8 protein-coding genes are annotated in these 14,369 nt (G+C 73.7%); 6 read left to right on the top strand and 2 right to left on the bottom strand.

What is annotated here, in order from left to right; all coding sequences use genetic code 11:
- Positions 1–254 precede the first annotated feature (254 nt).
- From AB0C21_RS15015 to coaE, 5 genes are all read left to right on the top strand, one after another.
- Positions 255–1,289 (top strand): polysaccharide deacetylase family protein, encoded by a 1,035-nt coding sequence (locus AB0C21_RS15015; protein ID WP_500204684.1) that lies wholly within the window; start codon positions 255–257, stop codon positions 1,287–1,289.
- Between the two features lie 238 nt (positions 1,290–1,527).
- Positions 1,528–3,012 (top strand): 30S ribosomal protein S1, encoded by a 1,485-nt coding sequence (rpsA, locus tag AB0C21_RS15010; protein ID WP_500204682.1) that lies wholly within the window; start codon positions 1,528–1,530, stop codon positions 3,010–3,012.
- A 214-nt stretch (positions 3,013–3,226) separates the two neighbouring features.
- On the top strand, positions 3,227–5,179 hold the full coding sequence (locus AB0C21_RS15005) for an endonuclease/exonuclease/phosphatase family protein (protein ID WP_500204680.1): 1,953 nt from the start codon (positions 3,227–3,229) through the stop codon (positions 5,177–5,179).
- A 36-nt stretch (positions 5,180–5,215) separates the two neighbouring features.
- The gene (locus tag AB0C21_RS15000) at positions 5,216–5,707 is read left to right on the top strand and encodes a GNAT family N-acetyltransferase (protein ID WP_500204678.1); all 492 of its coding nucleotides are present in this window, start codon (positions 5,216–5,218) and stop codon (positions 5,705–5,707) included.
- A 25-nt stretch (positions 5,708–5,732) separates the two neighbouring features.
- Positions 5,733–6,329, top strand: a complete 597-nt coding sequence (gene coaE / locus AB0C21_RS14995) for a dephospho-CoA kinase (RefSeq protein ID WP_500204676.1) — start codon at positions 5,733–5,735, stop codon at positions 6,327–6,329.
- Between the two features lie 9 nt (positions 6,330–6,338).
- Here the strand turns inward: coaE and AB0C21_RS14990 are convergent, their stop codons facing one another.
- A complete protein-coding gene (locus tag AB0C21_RS14990) occupies positions 6,339–12,203 on the bottom strand; it encodes a WD40 domain-containing protein (RefSeq protein WP_500204674.1) in 5,865 nt (1,954 codons plus the stop codon).
- 24 nt (positions 12,204–12,227) lie between these two features.
- Between AB0C21_RS14990 and AB0C21_RS14985 the strand changes: the two genes are divergently transcribed.
- Positions 12,228–13,463, top strand: a complete 1,236-nt coding sequence (locus tag AB0C21_RS14985; RefSeq protein ID WP_500204672.1) for an ArsB/NhaD family transporter — start codon at positions 12,228–12,230, stop codon at positions 13,461–13,463.
- 34 nt (positions 13,464–13,497) lie between these two features.
- Here AB0C21_RS14985 and AB0C21_RS14980 read toward each other — a convergent pair whose 3' ends face one another.
- Positions 13,498–14,355: an inositol monophosphatase family protein gene (locus AB0C21_RS14980; RefSeq protein ID WP_149257221.1), complete on the bottom strand. Its 858-nt coding sequence runs from the start codon at positions 14,353–14,355 to the stop codon at positions 13,498–13,500.
- Between the last annotated feature and the right edge of the window lie 14 nt (positions 14,356–14,369).

Genomic DNA, 14,369 nt, shown 5'->3' with positions numbered 1-14,369 from the left:
TGGGTTTTACCGGGGGTTTTCGGACTTGGTTTGTTGTGGGGCGGGGCGGGGGTGGTGGGTGAGGGTCATATGGGTACGTCGGTTGGTGTCCGTAGATGTCCGGGGGGTCGTACGCTGTCCTCCTGGTCCTGATCGGGTCGACCGGCGGGGGTAATGTGCCTCTCCTTCACAAGATCGCTGGAGTTGTGATCGTCTGCGCCGTGGTCCTGGGGCTGACGCTTCCCGGGAGCGGGAAGGAGCGTCGTAGGGAGAACGTGGCCCAGCGGGTCGGGGCCGCGTCGGGGGCGACGCCGACCGCGCGGGCGGCCAAGGCGGGGACCACGCCGGTGCCGGGGGCCTCTGGGGCCTCGGGCAGCGCGACGCCCACCGCGGTGGTGTCCACGCCCATCGCGGCGGCGGCGCCCGGGGCGGCCGCCGTCAAGGCGAACGAGCTGGGGCAGGTCCCGGTGCTGATGTACCACCGGATCATGAAGAAGCCCGAGCTGTCGCTGGACCGGTCGAGCAAGGAGCTCTACGACGAGCTGACCGGGCTGGCCAAGGACGGCTACTACCCGATCACGGCCGCCGAGTTCGTGAGCGGGCGGATCGACGTGCCGGCGGGGAAGCACCCCGTGGTGCTCACGTTCGACGACAGCACGCCCGGGCACTTCGGCCTGGACCCGCAGGGCAACCCCAAGCCCGACACGGCGGTCGCGGTCATCCAGCAGGTCGCCCGGGAGAACCCCGGGTTCCGGCCGGTCGCGACGTTCTACCTGAACAAGGAGCTGTTCGGGATGGACGACACGCAGGCCGCGGCCGGGCTGCGGTGGCTCCAGCAGCACGGGTTCGAGCTCGGCAACCACACGGTGTCCCACCCGAGCCTCTCCGGCATGTCCGAAAAGGGCGTGCACAAGGAGATCGGCGACATGGAGGACCGGATCGTCCGGCTCACCGGGGCGCACACGACGACGTTCGCGTACCCGTTCGGGGCCGTGCCGAAGAAGAAGGCCTGGGCCGAGAAGCTGGACGGCCGGTACGCCTTCCAGGGGATCTTCCTCGCCGGGTGGCGGCCCTCGGTGTCCCCGTTCGACGCCGACTTCGACCGGTGGAACATCGACCGGGTGCGCTCCGAGGGCAAGATCAAGGAGAACGACTGCACCAAGTACTGCTCCACGGCCTGGCTCGAGTACCTGGACAAGAACCCCGATGAGCGGTACACATCTGACGGAGACCCGAACACGGTGACGTTTCCCAAGGCGGCCGAGGACCGGATCGCCAAGTGGTACAGGGCCTACGCGCGGACGTACTGACCCGCGCCCGCCGGCGGCGGATTGACCACGGGAGTTCGGTCCCATATCCTGATCGCTGCGCTGTGGGCCTGCGCGCGCTTCGGACGGAGCAGGCTCGCGCTCGGTCAGGTCGGCGACATCGGTTCGGTTCACTGACGCGGCGTTGGTCGCGTTCCATTCCGGTCCTCGGCAGGGCGGATAACGGCCCTCCGCGCACAACCCATACGACTTCCATGTCCGTACCGGAGCCAGCCGACACATGACGAGCAGCACCGAGGCCACCTCGACCACCCCGCAGGTAGCGGTCAACGACATCGGGTCCGAGGAAGCCTTCCTCGCAGCGATCGACGAGACCATCAAGTACTTCAACGACGGCGACATTGTCGAAGGCACTGTCGTCAAGGTCGATCGTGACGAGGTCCTCCTCGACATCGGCTACAAGACCGAGGGCGTCATCCCCTCGCGCGAGCTGTCCATCAAGCACGACGTCGACCCGAACGAGGTCGTCTCCACCGGAGACCACGTCGAGGCCCTCGTCCTCCAGAAGGAGGACAAGGAGGGGCGTCTGATCCTGTCCAAGAAGCGCGCGCAGTACGAGCGCGCCTGGGGCACGATCGAGAAGATCAAGGACGAGGACGGCATCGTCACCGGCACGGTCATCGAGGTCGTCAAGGGCGGCCTCATCCTCGACATCGGGCTGCGCGGCTTCCTGCCGGCCTCGCTCGTCGAGATGCGCCGGGTCCGCGACCTGCAGCCCTACGTGGGCCGCGAGCTCGAGGCCAAGATCATCGAGCTGGACAAGAACCGCAACAACGTGGTGCTGTCCCGCCGTGCCTGGCTTGAGCAGACGCAGAGCGAGGTCCGCCAGACCTTCCTCAACACCCTGCAGAAGGGCCAGGTCCGCAAGGGCGTCGTCTCCTCGATCGTCAACTTCGGCGCGTTCGTCGACCTCGGCGGCGTCGACGGTCTGGTGCACGTCTCCGAGCTGTCCTGGAAGCACATCGACCACCCCTCCGAGGTCGTCGAGGTCGGCCAGGAGGTCACGGTCGAGGTCCTGGACGTCGACATGGAGCGCGAGCGCGTCTCCCTGTCGCTCAAGGCGACCCAGGAAGACCCGTGGCAGCAGTTCGCCCGCACCCACCAGATCGGGCAGGTCGTCCCGGGCCGGGTCACCAAGCTGGTGCCGTTCGGCGCGTTCGTCCGCGTCGAGGAGGGCATCGAGGGCCTGGTGCACATCTCCGAGCTGGCCGAGCGGCACGTGGAGATCCCCGAGCAGGTCGTCCAGGTCGGCGACGAGATCTTCGTGAAGATCATCGACATCGACCTCGACCGGCGCCGGATCAGCCTGTCGCTCAAGCAGGCCAACGAGGGCGCCGCGGGGATCGAGGAAGAGGACTTCGACCCGACCCTGTACGGCATGCCGGCCGAGTACGACGAGCAGGGGAACTACAAGTACCCCGAGGGCTTCGACGCCGACACCGGCGAGTGGCTCGAGGGCTTCGACGAGCAGCGCGAGACCTGGGAGCGGCAGTACGCCGAGGCCCGCGCCCGCTTCGACGCGCACCGCAAGCAGATCGAAGAGGCCCGCAAGGCCGAGGCGGAGGCCGGCGCCGAGCCCGCGGGCGGCGGCGGCGGTGGTGAGACCTCCTACTCCGGCGGTGGCGAGAGCGAGTCCGGCGGTGGCGCCCTCGCCACCGACGAGGCGCTCGCCGCGCTGCGGGAGAAGCTCTCCGGCGGCCAGTGAGGCCCTGACGCGCCGTCCGCGCGCGGCCGCCCAGGCGGCCCCGCGCGGCGGCCGGTGACATACTGAGCACGGCCGGAGAACGATCTTTCGGGATCGGCCTCCGGCCGTGCTTCGGTTACGCCACCATGGCTCCGAGGCCGCGCGCCGGTCCGCGGCGCCCCCCAGCATCCGCATGTCCCGAAGGTCCGCTCGTCCCCCGGGAGCACTCGTTCAATTGGCCAGCACAGACGTAGGCACCAGGACCGGCGGCCCCGCGGCGGCCGGCTCCCCGATCGTCCCGCAGGGCCCCGCGCGACTCGCGCTGATCGCCGTCACCGTCGCGGTGCTGGCGCAGACGCTGAGGTTCTCGCTGCCGCAGCTCGACCACTTCGCCGACCAGGCCGGGACCGCGGCCGCCGCCGGCGCGGTGCTCGTGGTCTACCTCGCCGGGTTCGCCGCCCCGCTGATCCGCCGCCTCGCCGGCCCGCGCGGGCTGCTGCTCGCCGGCGTGGGCGGGCTGTTCGCGGTCCGGCTGCTCGCGCAGGCCGTCGACCCGCGCACCTGGCTCGCGTTCGCCGGCACCGCCATCGGCATGATCGCCGTCGCGGCGCTGTACGAGGGCGCCCGCGGCCTGTCCGGGGTGGGGTTCGCGACGGCCACCGTCGCGGGCCTGTCCATCGACACCGCCGTGCGGATGTGCTTCGCCACCTGGGACGCGGTGTGGCGCGACGGCATCGGCCCCTGGCTGGCCTGCCTGGCGTTCGTCGGCGTCGGCGCCGCCGCGCTCTACCGCGAGCTGGCGTCCGGGCCCGTCACCGCGCCCGGCGTCTCGTGGCGGGACGCGCTCGGCGCCGCGGCGTTCGGGCCGTTCCTCGCGCTGCAGGTCCTCGTGCTCGCCAGCCCCGCGTTCGTGGCCTCGTCGGGGTGGCAGTCGCTGACCGGCGCGCACGTCGCGATCGTCATCGGGCAGGGCCTCGCGCTGGCGTTCCTCGCCTCCGGGCTCGCCGTGCGGGCGGTGCCGGGCGGCGTGTGCGTGCTCGGCGGGACCGTCCTCGGCGTCGGCGCGGGCGCCGTCGCGGGCACGTACGCGATCTCCGGTATCGAGGTCGTCCCCATCGTGATCGTCGGGCAGGTGCTGTCGGCGTGGCTGCTGGCCGTCGCGTGCCGGGCGCCGCTGCGCCGCGCGGGCACCGGCGGGCCGGTCTGGCGGGTGGACGCCGGCGCCGCGCTCGGCGGCCTGCTCATCGCCGCGATCCTCATCCCGTACCAGGTCAGCGCGGTGTCGCCGCTGCCGGTCCCGAACAACGTGCTGCCGGGCGTCGCCGGCATCGCGCTCGGTGCGCTCGCGGCGATCGCGGCCGCCCGCGGCGGCCCGCTGCCCGCCCGCGCCCCGCTGCGCGCCCTCACCGCCGGCGGCGCCGCGCTGGTGCTGCTGGCCGGCACCCTCGTGTTCACCGTCGCCGCGCCGGACGGCGAGGCCCCGGCGGCGCCCGCCGGCGGACAGGTGCGGGTGCTCAGCTACAACATCCACGACGCCGTCAACCAGGACGGGCGCCTCGACCCCGAGGGCGTCGCACGCGTCATCGAGGGCCAGCACGCCCAGGTCGTCCTGCTCCAGGAGGCCGGACGCGGGTCGCTGCTGTCGGGCACCACCGACGTCGCCGTGTGGCTGTCGCGGCGCCTCGGCATGAAGCTGGTCTGGGGGCCCGCCGCCGACGGCCAGTTCGGCAACGCGATCCTGACCTCGCTGCCGGTGCGCAGCTCCGGGACGGGCCGGATGCCGAGGGGCGACTGGTCGCAGATCCGCGGCTACGTGTGGGCGCGGCTCGCCGTCGGCGGCACCACGATGGACGTGTGGTCGACGCACCTGGAGGGCGGCGACGACCAGCGCGGCGAGCGGTCCCGGGAGATCGCGGCGCTGCTGCGGGCCTGGGGCGGCGCGCCCCGCACGCTGATCGGCGGCGACTTCAACGCCGGGGCGGGCAGCGCGGAGCTGACCGCGATGACCGACGGCACCGACCTGCGCAACACCGCGATCGGCGGCGAGCAGTACCCGACGCGGCCGGACGGCACGAGCACCGACTGGGTCTTCGGGTCCGACGGGGTGCTCGTCACCGACTACTCCGTGCCCGAGTCCGAGGCCTCCGACCACTACCCCGTCGCGGTGACCGTCCGGATCGGGCGGTGACCCGAACGCCGGCGCCGCTCGCGCTAGGTTCCTGACATGAGCGGCGAGACGGTCGTGATCGAGCGGGCGGGCCCGGCGGACGCGGGGGAGTTGATGACCGTGCAGCGGGCCGCCTACGTCACCGAGGCGCAGCTGTACGGCGACCCGTTCATCCCGCCGCTGGTGGAGTCGGCCGAGCAGCTGCGCAAGGTGCTCGCCGGTGACGCGGTGGTGCTGAAGGCGGTGCTGGGCGGCCGGCTCGTCGGCGCCGTGCGCGCCCAGTTCAACGACCGTACGTGCCTGGTGGGGCGGCTCGTCGTCGTCCCCGACCTCCAGGGGCGCGGGATCGGGCGGCGCCTGCTGACGGCGCTGGAGGGCGAGGTGGCCGGGCGCGCCGACGCGTGCGTGCTGTTCACCGGCCACCTGAGCGAGTCGAACCTGCGCCTGTACCGGAGTCTCGGCTACGCGGAGGTGCGCCGGGAGCGCGTCGCCGCTCACCTCACGCATGTGCACATGCGCAAACCCCTCGTCCCCGCCGGAACGGCCTAGCGACCGCGCCGCTAGGGTGAGTCCCGTGCTGAAAGTGGGACTCACCGGCGGTATCGGATCCGGCAAGAGCGAGGTGTCGAAGCGGCTGCGCGAGCACGGCGCGGTCGTCATCGACGCCGACATGATCGCCCGCGAGGTGGTCGAGCCGGGCACCCCGGGCCTCGCCGCCGTCGTGGCGGAGTTCGGCGAGGACGTCCTGCTGCCGTCCGGCGCCCTCGACCGGGAGAAGGTCGGCCGCGTCGTGTTCGCCGACCCCGACCGGCTCGCCGCCCTGAACGCGATCGTCCACCCGCTGGTGGGGGAGCGGATGCAGGAGCTGATGGACGCCGCCCCCGCGGACGCGGTCGTCGTCTACGACGTCCCGCTCCTGGCGGAGAACGGTCTCGCCGGCATGTACGACGAGGTCGTCGTCGTGGACGCGCCCGAGGAGGTCCAGTTGGACCGGCTCGTCGCCCGCCGCGGCATGACCGAGGAGGACGCCCGCGCCCGGATGGCCAACCAGGCGTCCCGCGAGGAGCGCCGCGCCGTCGCCACCCGCGTCATCGACAACTCCGGCTCCCTCGCCGACCTGAAGAGCCAGGTCGACGCCCTCTGGGAGGCCCTCACCCGCAGCGCCTCCTAGAACCGCCCCCTAGAACGGGGCGTCGAGGGGGAGGCGGTGGACCTCGGCGAGGTAGGCGTCGAGTTCGCCCGGCTCGAAGCGGCACATGCCCACGGCGTACCAGAACTCGGCGGTGGCGTTGCCCTCCCACTTGTAGCGGCCGTCGGGCGCCAGGGCCGCCCAGCCCTCGGCCAGGCCGAGGAGGGTGGCGCGGCGCGCCGGGGCGTCGCGGTCGGTGACGTCCCACAGGATGATGGCGCCGTCGTCGCCCGCGGTGGCGAGGAGGGAGCCGTCCGGGCTGAACGCCGCGGACCAGACGCGGCGGGTGTGGCCGGTGAGGGTGTGCAGCAGCCGCCCGTTGGACGGGTTCCACAGGCGCACCACCATGTCGTCGCCCGCGCTGGCGAGCATGGCCCCGGACGGGTGGAACGCGGCCGTCCACAGGCGTCCGGTGTGCCCGGTCAGGGTGTGCAGGAGTTCGCCCGCGGACGGGTCCCAGAGGCGGACGGTCCCGTCGTTGCCGGCGCTGGCGAGGGTCTCGCCGGACGGCGAGAACGACACCTGGTACACCCGGTCGGTGTGGCCGTGCAGCGCGGAGGCGAGTTCGCCCGTGCGGGGGCTCCAGAGGCGGACGAGGCCGTCGTCGCAGCCCGTCGCGACCAGCGCGCCGCCGGGCTGGAAGTCGATGGAGCGGACGCGGCCCCGGTGGTCGGCCAGGTTGACGATCTCGCGGCCGGTCGTCCAGTACCAGAGCCGGACGGAGTCGTCGTCGTTGGCGGTGGCGAGGACGTCCCCGGACGGGGCGAACGCCTGCGCCCAGACGTGGTCGGTCTCGACGTTCAGCTCGCGTTCGAACGTGCCCGTCCCGGCCTGCCACAGGTGGACGCCGCCGTCGTTGGTGGCGGTGGCGAGCTGGGAGTCGCGGGTGTTGAACGCGGCGGAGGTGAGGTTGTCGGCGACGCCGCGCAGCTCGCGGATCATGCGGCCCGAGCGGGGGTCCCACAGCCGGACGAGGCCGTCGTTGCCGCTGCTGGCGAGCATCCCGCCGTCCGGGCTGAACGCGACGCGGGTGACGCGGCGGCCGTGGCCGCGCAGCACCACCCGGCACTGGCCGGTCTCGGCGTCCCACAGCCGGGCCGTGCCGTCGTTGCTGCTGGTGGCGAGCTGCGAGCCGTCCGGGCGGAACGCGAACGGCCACACGGCGCCGCGGTGCCCGGCCAGTTCGAGGCGCTGCCGGCCGGTGCGCGGGTCCCACAGGCGGACGGAACCGGCGCTGTCGGCAGTGGCGAGCCTGCCGCCGTCCGGGCTGAACGTGGCCTGGTAGATGCCGCCGCCGTGGCCGGTGAGGACGCTGCGCTGCCGGCCGTCCTCCCAGATCCGGACGGACCCGTCGGTGTCGCCGGTGACGAGGAGGTCCCCCTCGGGGTGGAACGCGATGGCGTAGACGCGGCCGGTGTGGCCGAGGAGTTCCTGGCGGATCTCGCCGGTGCGGATGTCCCAGAGCCGGACGACGCCCGCCTCGTCCCCGGCGGCGAGCAGGGAGCCGTCCGGGTGGAAGACGGCGCGGAACACCGCGCCGTGGTGCCCGGCCAGCTCGCGGCGCAGCGCGCCGGTGGCGAGGTCCCAGACGCGCAGCGTGCCGCCCGCGTCGCCGGTGACCATGAGCGAGCCGGCGGGGTCGAACACGGCGGTGTAGACGGGGGCGGTGTGCCCGGCGAGCTCGTGCAGGAGCACGCCGGACACGGTGTCCCACACGCGGATCGTCCCGTCGGCGGCGCCGGCGGCGAGGAGGTCGCCGCCCGCCGGGGAGCGTCCACCGACCACCACGGGCCACACGCCCGCGGGGTGGACGGCGAAGGTGTGCGCGGTGTGCCCGGTGGCGAGGTCCCACAGCCGGACGGTTCCGTCGGCGGACCCGCTCGCCAGGAGGCGGCCCTCGGAGTCGAACGCGACCGCGTAGGCGCGGTCGGTGTGGCCCTGGAGGTTGCGCAGGGGCGTGCCCGTGACGGCGTCGCAGACGAGGACGCCGCCGTCCTCGCTGCCGACGGCCAGGACGGAGCCTCCGGGGCTGTAGGCGAGCGGCTGCGGGAGGCGGCTCGTCTGGAAGTGGAAGCCGTAGGGGACGCCCACCGCGGCCGGGGCGACCTGGATGTCGATCGGGCGGCCCGGCGCGATGGCGGCCTCGCGCAGTTCGGGGGCGGTCGCGACGCGGTCGGGGAGCACGGCGTCCACGAGGGCGGCGCGGGTCCAGCGGCTGCCGTCCACGGCGACGTCCCGCAGGTCGGCGCGGGCGAGGCGGGCCCGGGACAGGTCGGCGCCGCGCAGGTCGGCGCCGGTCAGCGTGGCCTCGTCCAGCCGCGCCCCGGCGAGGGAGGCGTCCCGCAGGACGGCGCGCGAGAGGTTCGCGCCCACCAGTTGGGCGTCGGTGAGGTCGGCGCCGGTGAGGTCGACCTCCTGGAGGTCGCGGTAGGAGAGGTCCTCGCCTTGCAGGCGGGCGCCGCGCAGGTCGGTGTGCGCGGGGGTGCGCAGCCGTGTCGTGATGCGGATCGCGTTGGCGCGGGCGATGTCGTCGGCCTCGGGGTCGGCGAGGACGCCCGCCGTCCACTCCTGGCAGGCGCGGGTGTCGGCGAGGTCGCACAGGAAGTCGACCGTGAGCTGGGTCAGGGCGCGGCGGTTCAGAGCGGCCGGGGCCTCGCCCTTGGCGAACTCGTCGGCGATGTGCCGGGCGACGAGCCATTCCATGACGGACTGGTGGATGAACCCGAACAGCCCTTCGGGCGTGCGCACGAGCAGGCTTCCGGCGCCGACGGCGTGGGTCACCTGGTGCGGCGACATCCGCCCCGCGGTGAGGCCGGTGAGGGCGTCGGCGACGTCGGCCAGCTCGGCGAGGCGCAGGAACTGCTCGTTGCCCTCCCACAGCCGCAGCGCGAGCGTGCCCACGGCCTGCCACATGTCGTCTGCCTTCATCCCGGACGGGCCGCCCGCGCCGCCGACCCGCTCCGCCTCGTACGCCAGCCAGGACGACAGGATCTCCTGGTAGAGGTCGGCGGGGCTGACGGCGCGGCGGGCCTGCGCGACCGCGCGCAGCCGCTCCTCGGGGAGGTCGGCGATGAACGACAGCATCCGGGGGTTGGACGTCAGCGCCAGCAGCTCCTCGATCCCCGCCAGCAGGCTCAGCCGCTCCTCGGCGGCGCCCTCGTCGCCGTACCGGTTCACCAGGTACGAGCGGACCTGCGTGGGCGCGAACTCCTCCAGGGAGAGGACGCGCCGGTGCGGCAGCACGCCGACCTTCTCGCCGAGGGCGGTCAGCACCTGCGCCTGGGACTTGAAGTGCTGCGTCCGGCTCGCCACCACGATCTTCGCCTTGTCCTGGGCGGCCCGCAGCAGCGTGTCGAGGTGGTCGGCGGCCCGGTCGTAGGTCATCCGCGTCACCAGCTCGTCGAACCCGTCGAAGAGCAGGACGATGCGGCCCTGGCGGAGCATGTAGTGGAACGCCTTGAGGTCGATCAGCTCCTCGCCGTGGTTGGCGAGGTGCGCGGCGACCAGGCCGTCCACCGAGTGCGCCTTGTCGAGCGCCCGCAGCTCGATGAGGATCGGGATGACGTGCGGGAGCTCCTGCGGGATGCGGCGGGCCAGCTCCCGCAGGGCGAAGGTCTTGCCGCGGCCGAAGTCGCCGAGCAGCAGCAGGAACCGCCCGTGGTCGGCGGCCAGCAGCCGCAGCATCTCGCCGACGACGTCGTCGTGGACGTCCGTGCCCGAGCGCCTCTCGCCGCCGGGGCCGCCCTCCGGAAGGAACCGGTCGAGCTCCCGGTAGCGCTGCGGGACGTACAGGGACGGCGGGTAGAGGCCGCCCGCGGACAGCCGCCGCGTCTGGGCCGCGACGTACTCCGACAGGTCGACCAGCCCCTGGAACTCGGTGAGGCTGCGCACCCGGATGCCGCGGCGCAGCGCGTCGTCGCGCACGGACCGCGCCGGGGCCGGCCCCAGGTACACGAGTTCGGACCCGTGGTCGGTTCCGTCGGCGTGCACGTGCCGGACGAACGCGTCCACGTCCGCCTCGGTCACCTGCCCCACGTGGGCGCCGATCCGGTACTGGCGGACGAAGCCGTCCTCCAGGTGGGTGAGCAGCAGGTGCGGCGGGTCGGACCGGCCGTCCTCGCGCGCGGGCGGGACGACGCGCCGGATGGTGGCGCGCTCGAACCGCGTCTCGCACGCCTCCGTCAGCCGGTCGAGCAGGCGCGCCGTGGGGTCGGGGACGGGGTCGGCGCCGCCGTCGGCCCCGGGGCCGAGTTCCGGGGAGGGAGGGGCGGGAGGGGTCTGCGCGCGCGGCGGCGGGAACGTTCCGCTCACGGCCGTCCAGGACCGTTCGAGGCGTTCCGGGCCGCGCCTCCCGGCCTCCTCGGGGATCCAGCGCTCCAGCCCTTCCGGGTGCACGACGACGAGCTGGTGCCGGCCCGGGCCGAGCGCCGGGACGGACGGGACGCCGCCGCCCGCCAGCAGGGGGACGGTGCCGTACTCCGACTCCGTCCCCTGGAAGAACAGGTTGACGTGGGAGGCGAGGAGCGTCTCCACCGTCTCGGGGTCGCGGAGCACGCCCGGCTCCCCGGCGACGGGCGTGTGCTCGATCGCGCCGAGGCGCAGCCAGCCCTCGCCCTCGAAGTGCCGCAGCCGCTCGTTGAACCAGGCGGCCTGCGCCTGCCCGACGCGCCCGTACCGGTCCTCCTCGCGGTGCGTCTGCGGCAGGGTCGAGTTGAGCCCGGCCACCACGACCTTCAGATCGGGGACGGGGAACAGCGTCCACGGCTGGGCGCTGTCGAAGATGAGCGCGTCGATGCCCTGGTAGAACTCCTTGAACAGGCCCGCGTAGTGCCGCCACTTCGGCCAGTACGGCGGCTGGGGCTCGATGTCGTCGGCCTCGCAGCTGGAGAAGTACGCCTGGCACGCCGCCCGGGTGACGTCGTGCGTGCCCGGCACCACCACGACGCGCTGCGCCTCCAGGCCCAGCAGCGCGCGCAGGCTCGTGAGGAACGACAGCGCCTCGGCGAACTCCTTGCGGCTGCCTGAGTGGGTGATGTTGCCGGTGACCACCAGCAGGTCGGGCCGCGGCACTCCGGAGTCGGCGAGCCGGGTGACATCGCTCCAGATCCGGTCCTGCAGCTCGGTGGCGGTCGTCGGCTCCCCGGGCTCGGCGAGCGTCCGCCCGAACCGGGGGCCGGAGACGTGCAGGACGGTCAGCCGCTCGCGCGGCTCCTGCGCGGTGTCGGCGGCCGGGAACGCCGGCGCGGCGACGGGCGCGCGCCGGGGGGGCCGCTCCCCGGCGGGCTCGGGCCGCCGCTCCCCGCCCGCAGGCCCGTCAGCCTCCTCCAGACGGCCCACGAGGGGCTCCCGGCCACCGGGAAGCGGCCCGGGGCGGTTCGGGGCCCCTCCGGGGAACCCAGGGCCGTTCAGGGGGCGCGCGTGGCCGGCGAGGGCCTCCTGGATGCGCCGCATCAGCAGCCGCCGCGCCTCGTCCGGGTCGTCGACCCCCACCAGGTCCACGTAGGTGATGGTGGAGAGGAGCCCGTCGATCGGGCAGTCCTCGATGCGGACCGTGACCAGCTTGCGCGCCGGGTCGTCCGGGTCGGCCCGCAGCGCCGCCATCCACTCCAGCCGCCCGTACCGGGAGCGCAGGTAGTTGCGCGACAGCACCGCCACCACGACCTTCGCCTCCGACAGGCCCCGGTCCATGTAGTCGATGAAGTTGGTCCCGGGGACGAAGTCCCACGCCTGCATCATCGTGCGGTGCCCCGCGGCCTCCAGTTGCCAGGCGATCCAGGACGCCCACCGTTCGTCGGCCGGGGAGTAGCTGATGAAGAAGTCGGTCGGGCGCTCCTGGGGGTGGCCGGGGGTCGTCATGGCGCCAGTATCGCCTGTGGAATCATGACGCGCGTGCCGCCCGCCCCGATCGAGGCCCTGCGCCGCGCCCTCGGCTCCCTGGGCGTCCTCGACTGGATCCGCATCGCCGTGCTGGCCCTCGGCCTGGTGTTCGTCGCGACCGGCCTGCTGCCCGCCGACACGGCCCGCTCCAGCGTCGGACGGATCGCGCCCCTGCTGCTCTTCCTGTTCAGCGTCATCATCCTGGCGGAGCTGACCAAGGAGGCGGGGGTCTTCGACGCGATCGCGCAGCGGATGGCCCAAGCCGGACGCGGCAACTATCTCGCGCTGTTCCTGCTGTGCGTGGCGTTCGCGTCGCTCACCACCGTCTTCCTCAACCTGGACACCACCGCAGTGCTGCTGACCCCGGTCATGCTGGCGCTGGCGGCGCGCGCGCGGATCGCGACCCTGCCGCTCGCGATGACGACGGTGTGGCTGGCCAACACCGCGAGCCTGCTGCTCCCGGTGTCCAACCTCACCAACCTGCTCGCCGCCGACCGCGTGGCGCTGGAGACGCGCGCGTTCGCGGCGCGCATGTGGGCACCGCAACTGGCGGTCCTGGCCGTGACGATGGCGCTGCTGTGGGCGTTCTACTGGCGGCGGCGGATGCGCGGCGAGGAGACCTACGACCCGCCCGAGCCGGTGCCCGTCCGCGACCCGGTGCTGTTCTCCGCCACCGGCGCGGCGTGCCTGCTGTTCATCGGGGCGATCCTCGCGGGCGTGCACACCGGGATCCAGCTGGGCGTCGCCGCCACGGTCGCCGCCGCCGTGGCCGTGGCCGCCTTCGCCGTGCGCGACCGGTCGGTGCTGCGCCCCGTGCTCATCCCCTGGCAGCTCATGGTGTTCGTCACCGGGCTGTTCCTCGTCGTCCCCACCCTGGAGCGGTTCGGGCTGGACGACGCCATGCGCGGCCTGATCGGCGGCGACGGCGGCACGGCCGGGGCCTTCCGGGCGGCGTTCTCGGGGGCGGGCCTGTCGAACGTCCTCAACAACCTGCCCGCCTACGTGGCGGGGGAGTCGGCCGTGCCCCCCTCCAACAGGGACCAGTTGCTCTCCCTGCTCATCGGGACGAACGTGGGGCCCGTCATCACGCCCTGGGGGTCGCTGGCCACGCTGCTGTGGTTCGAGTGGTGCCGGCGGTGGGACGTCCGCGTGCCGATGCGCACGTTCGTCCTGGCGGGGACGGTCTTGGCCGTGGCGGGTTCCGCCGCCGCCGTGGGCGTCCTCCTGCTGACCCGCTGACCCGGTCGCCCGGCAGGCGAAAGCGGGGCCCGTCCTACGGGTCGATCTTCGCCGTGGTCTCCAGGAGGCGGTCGAGCAGTTCCGGACGCGCCGCGACGAACCCCAGCTCGGACGCCGGGCGGTCGATGCCCAGCTCGTAGGGCGCGCCGTCCAGGCGGCGCAGCTCCGCGCCCGCCTCGGCGGCCACCAGCGCCCCGGCGGGCAGGTCCACGATCTCGGGCAGGTAGCCGACGATGCCGTCGATGTCGCCGCGCGCCAGCATCGTCCACGCCACCAGCGGCGCCCACAGCTGCAGCATGCGCGCGCAGCGCAGCTCCAGGGCCGAGCGCATGGCGAACGCCACCGGATCGCCCGCACCGACCTTGTGGCCCTGCGTCCAGGCCAGCAGCGGGTTCTTCTCCCGCCCCGGCCGGGGCCGGTCGGCCAGCGCCAGGGGCTTCCCGTCCGGGCCCAGCGTGCCCCTGCCGCGCACCGCCGACCACGTCCGGCCGCTCACCGGGTCGTGGACGACGCCCAAGACCGGCTCGGCGCGCGCGCACAGCGCCAGCCCGACCGCGTACACCGGCATGCCGATCGCCACGTTGTTGGTGCCGTCCAGCGGATCGACGAGCCACACCATGTCCTCGCCGGGCGCGCCGTCGAGGATCCCGGACTCCTCGGCGATGATCCGGTGCCCCGGGTACGCGGCCCGGAGCCGCCCGACGATCAGGTCCTCGGCGGCGGTGTCCAACTCCGTCACCACGTCCCCGCCGTCGCCCTTCGGCCGCACCCCCAGGGGGCCGTCCACGCGGGCGCTGAGCAGCGCGCCCGCTGCCTCCGCGGCCTCCACGGCCACGCGGCGCGCCTCGGAGAGGTCGACCGGAAGGGCCGCTGACGGGGTCGTGGGTCTCATCGGGCCTCTCCAGT

The organism is Spirillospora sp. NPDC049024 (assembly GCF_040649235.1).
In the GTDB taxonomy this organism is placed as follows: Bacteria; Actinomycetota; Actinomycetes; order Streptosporangiales; family Streptosporangiaceae; genus Spirillospora.
Note: the sequence above shows the minus strand (reverse complement) of the source record. Positions and strands in the feature narration are given on the sequence as shown.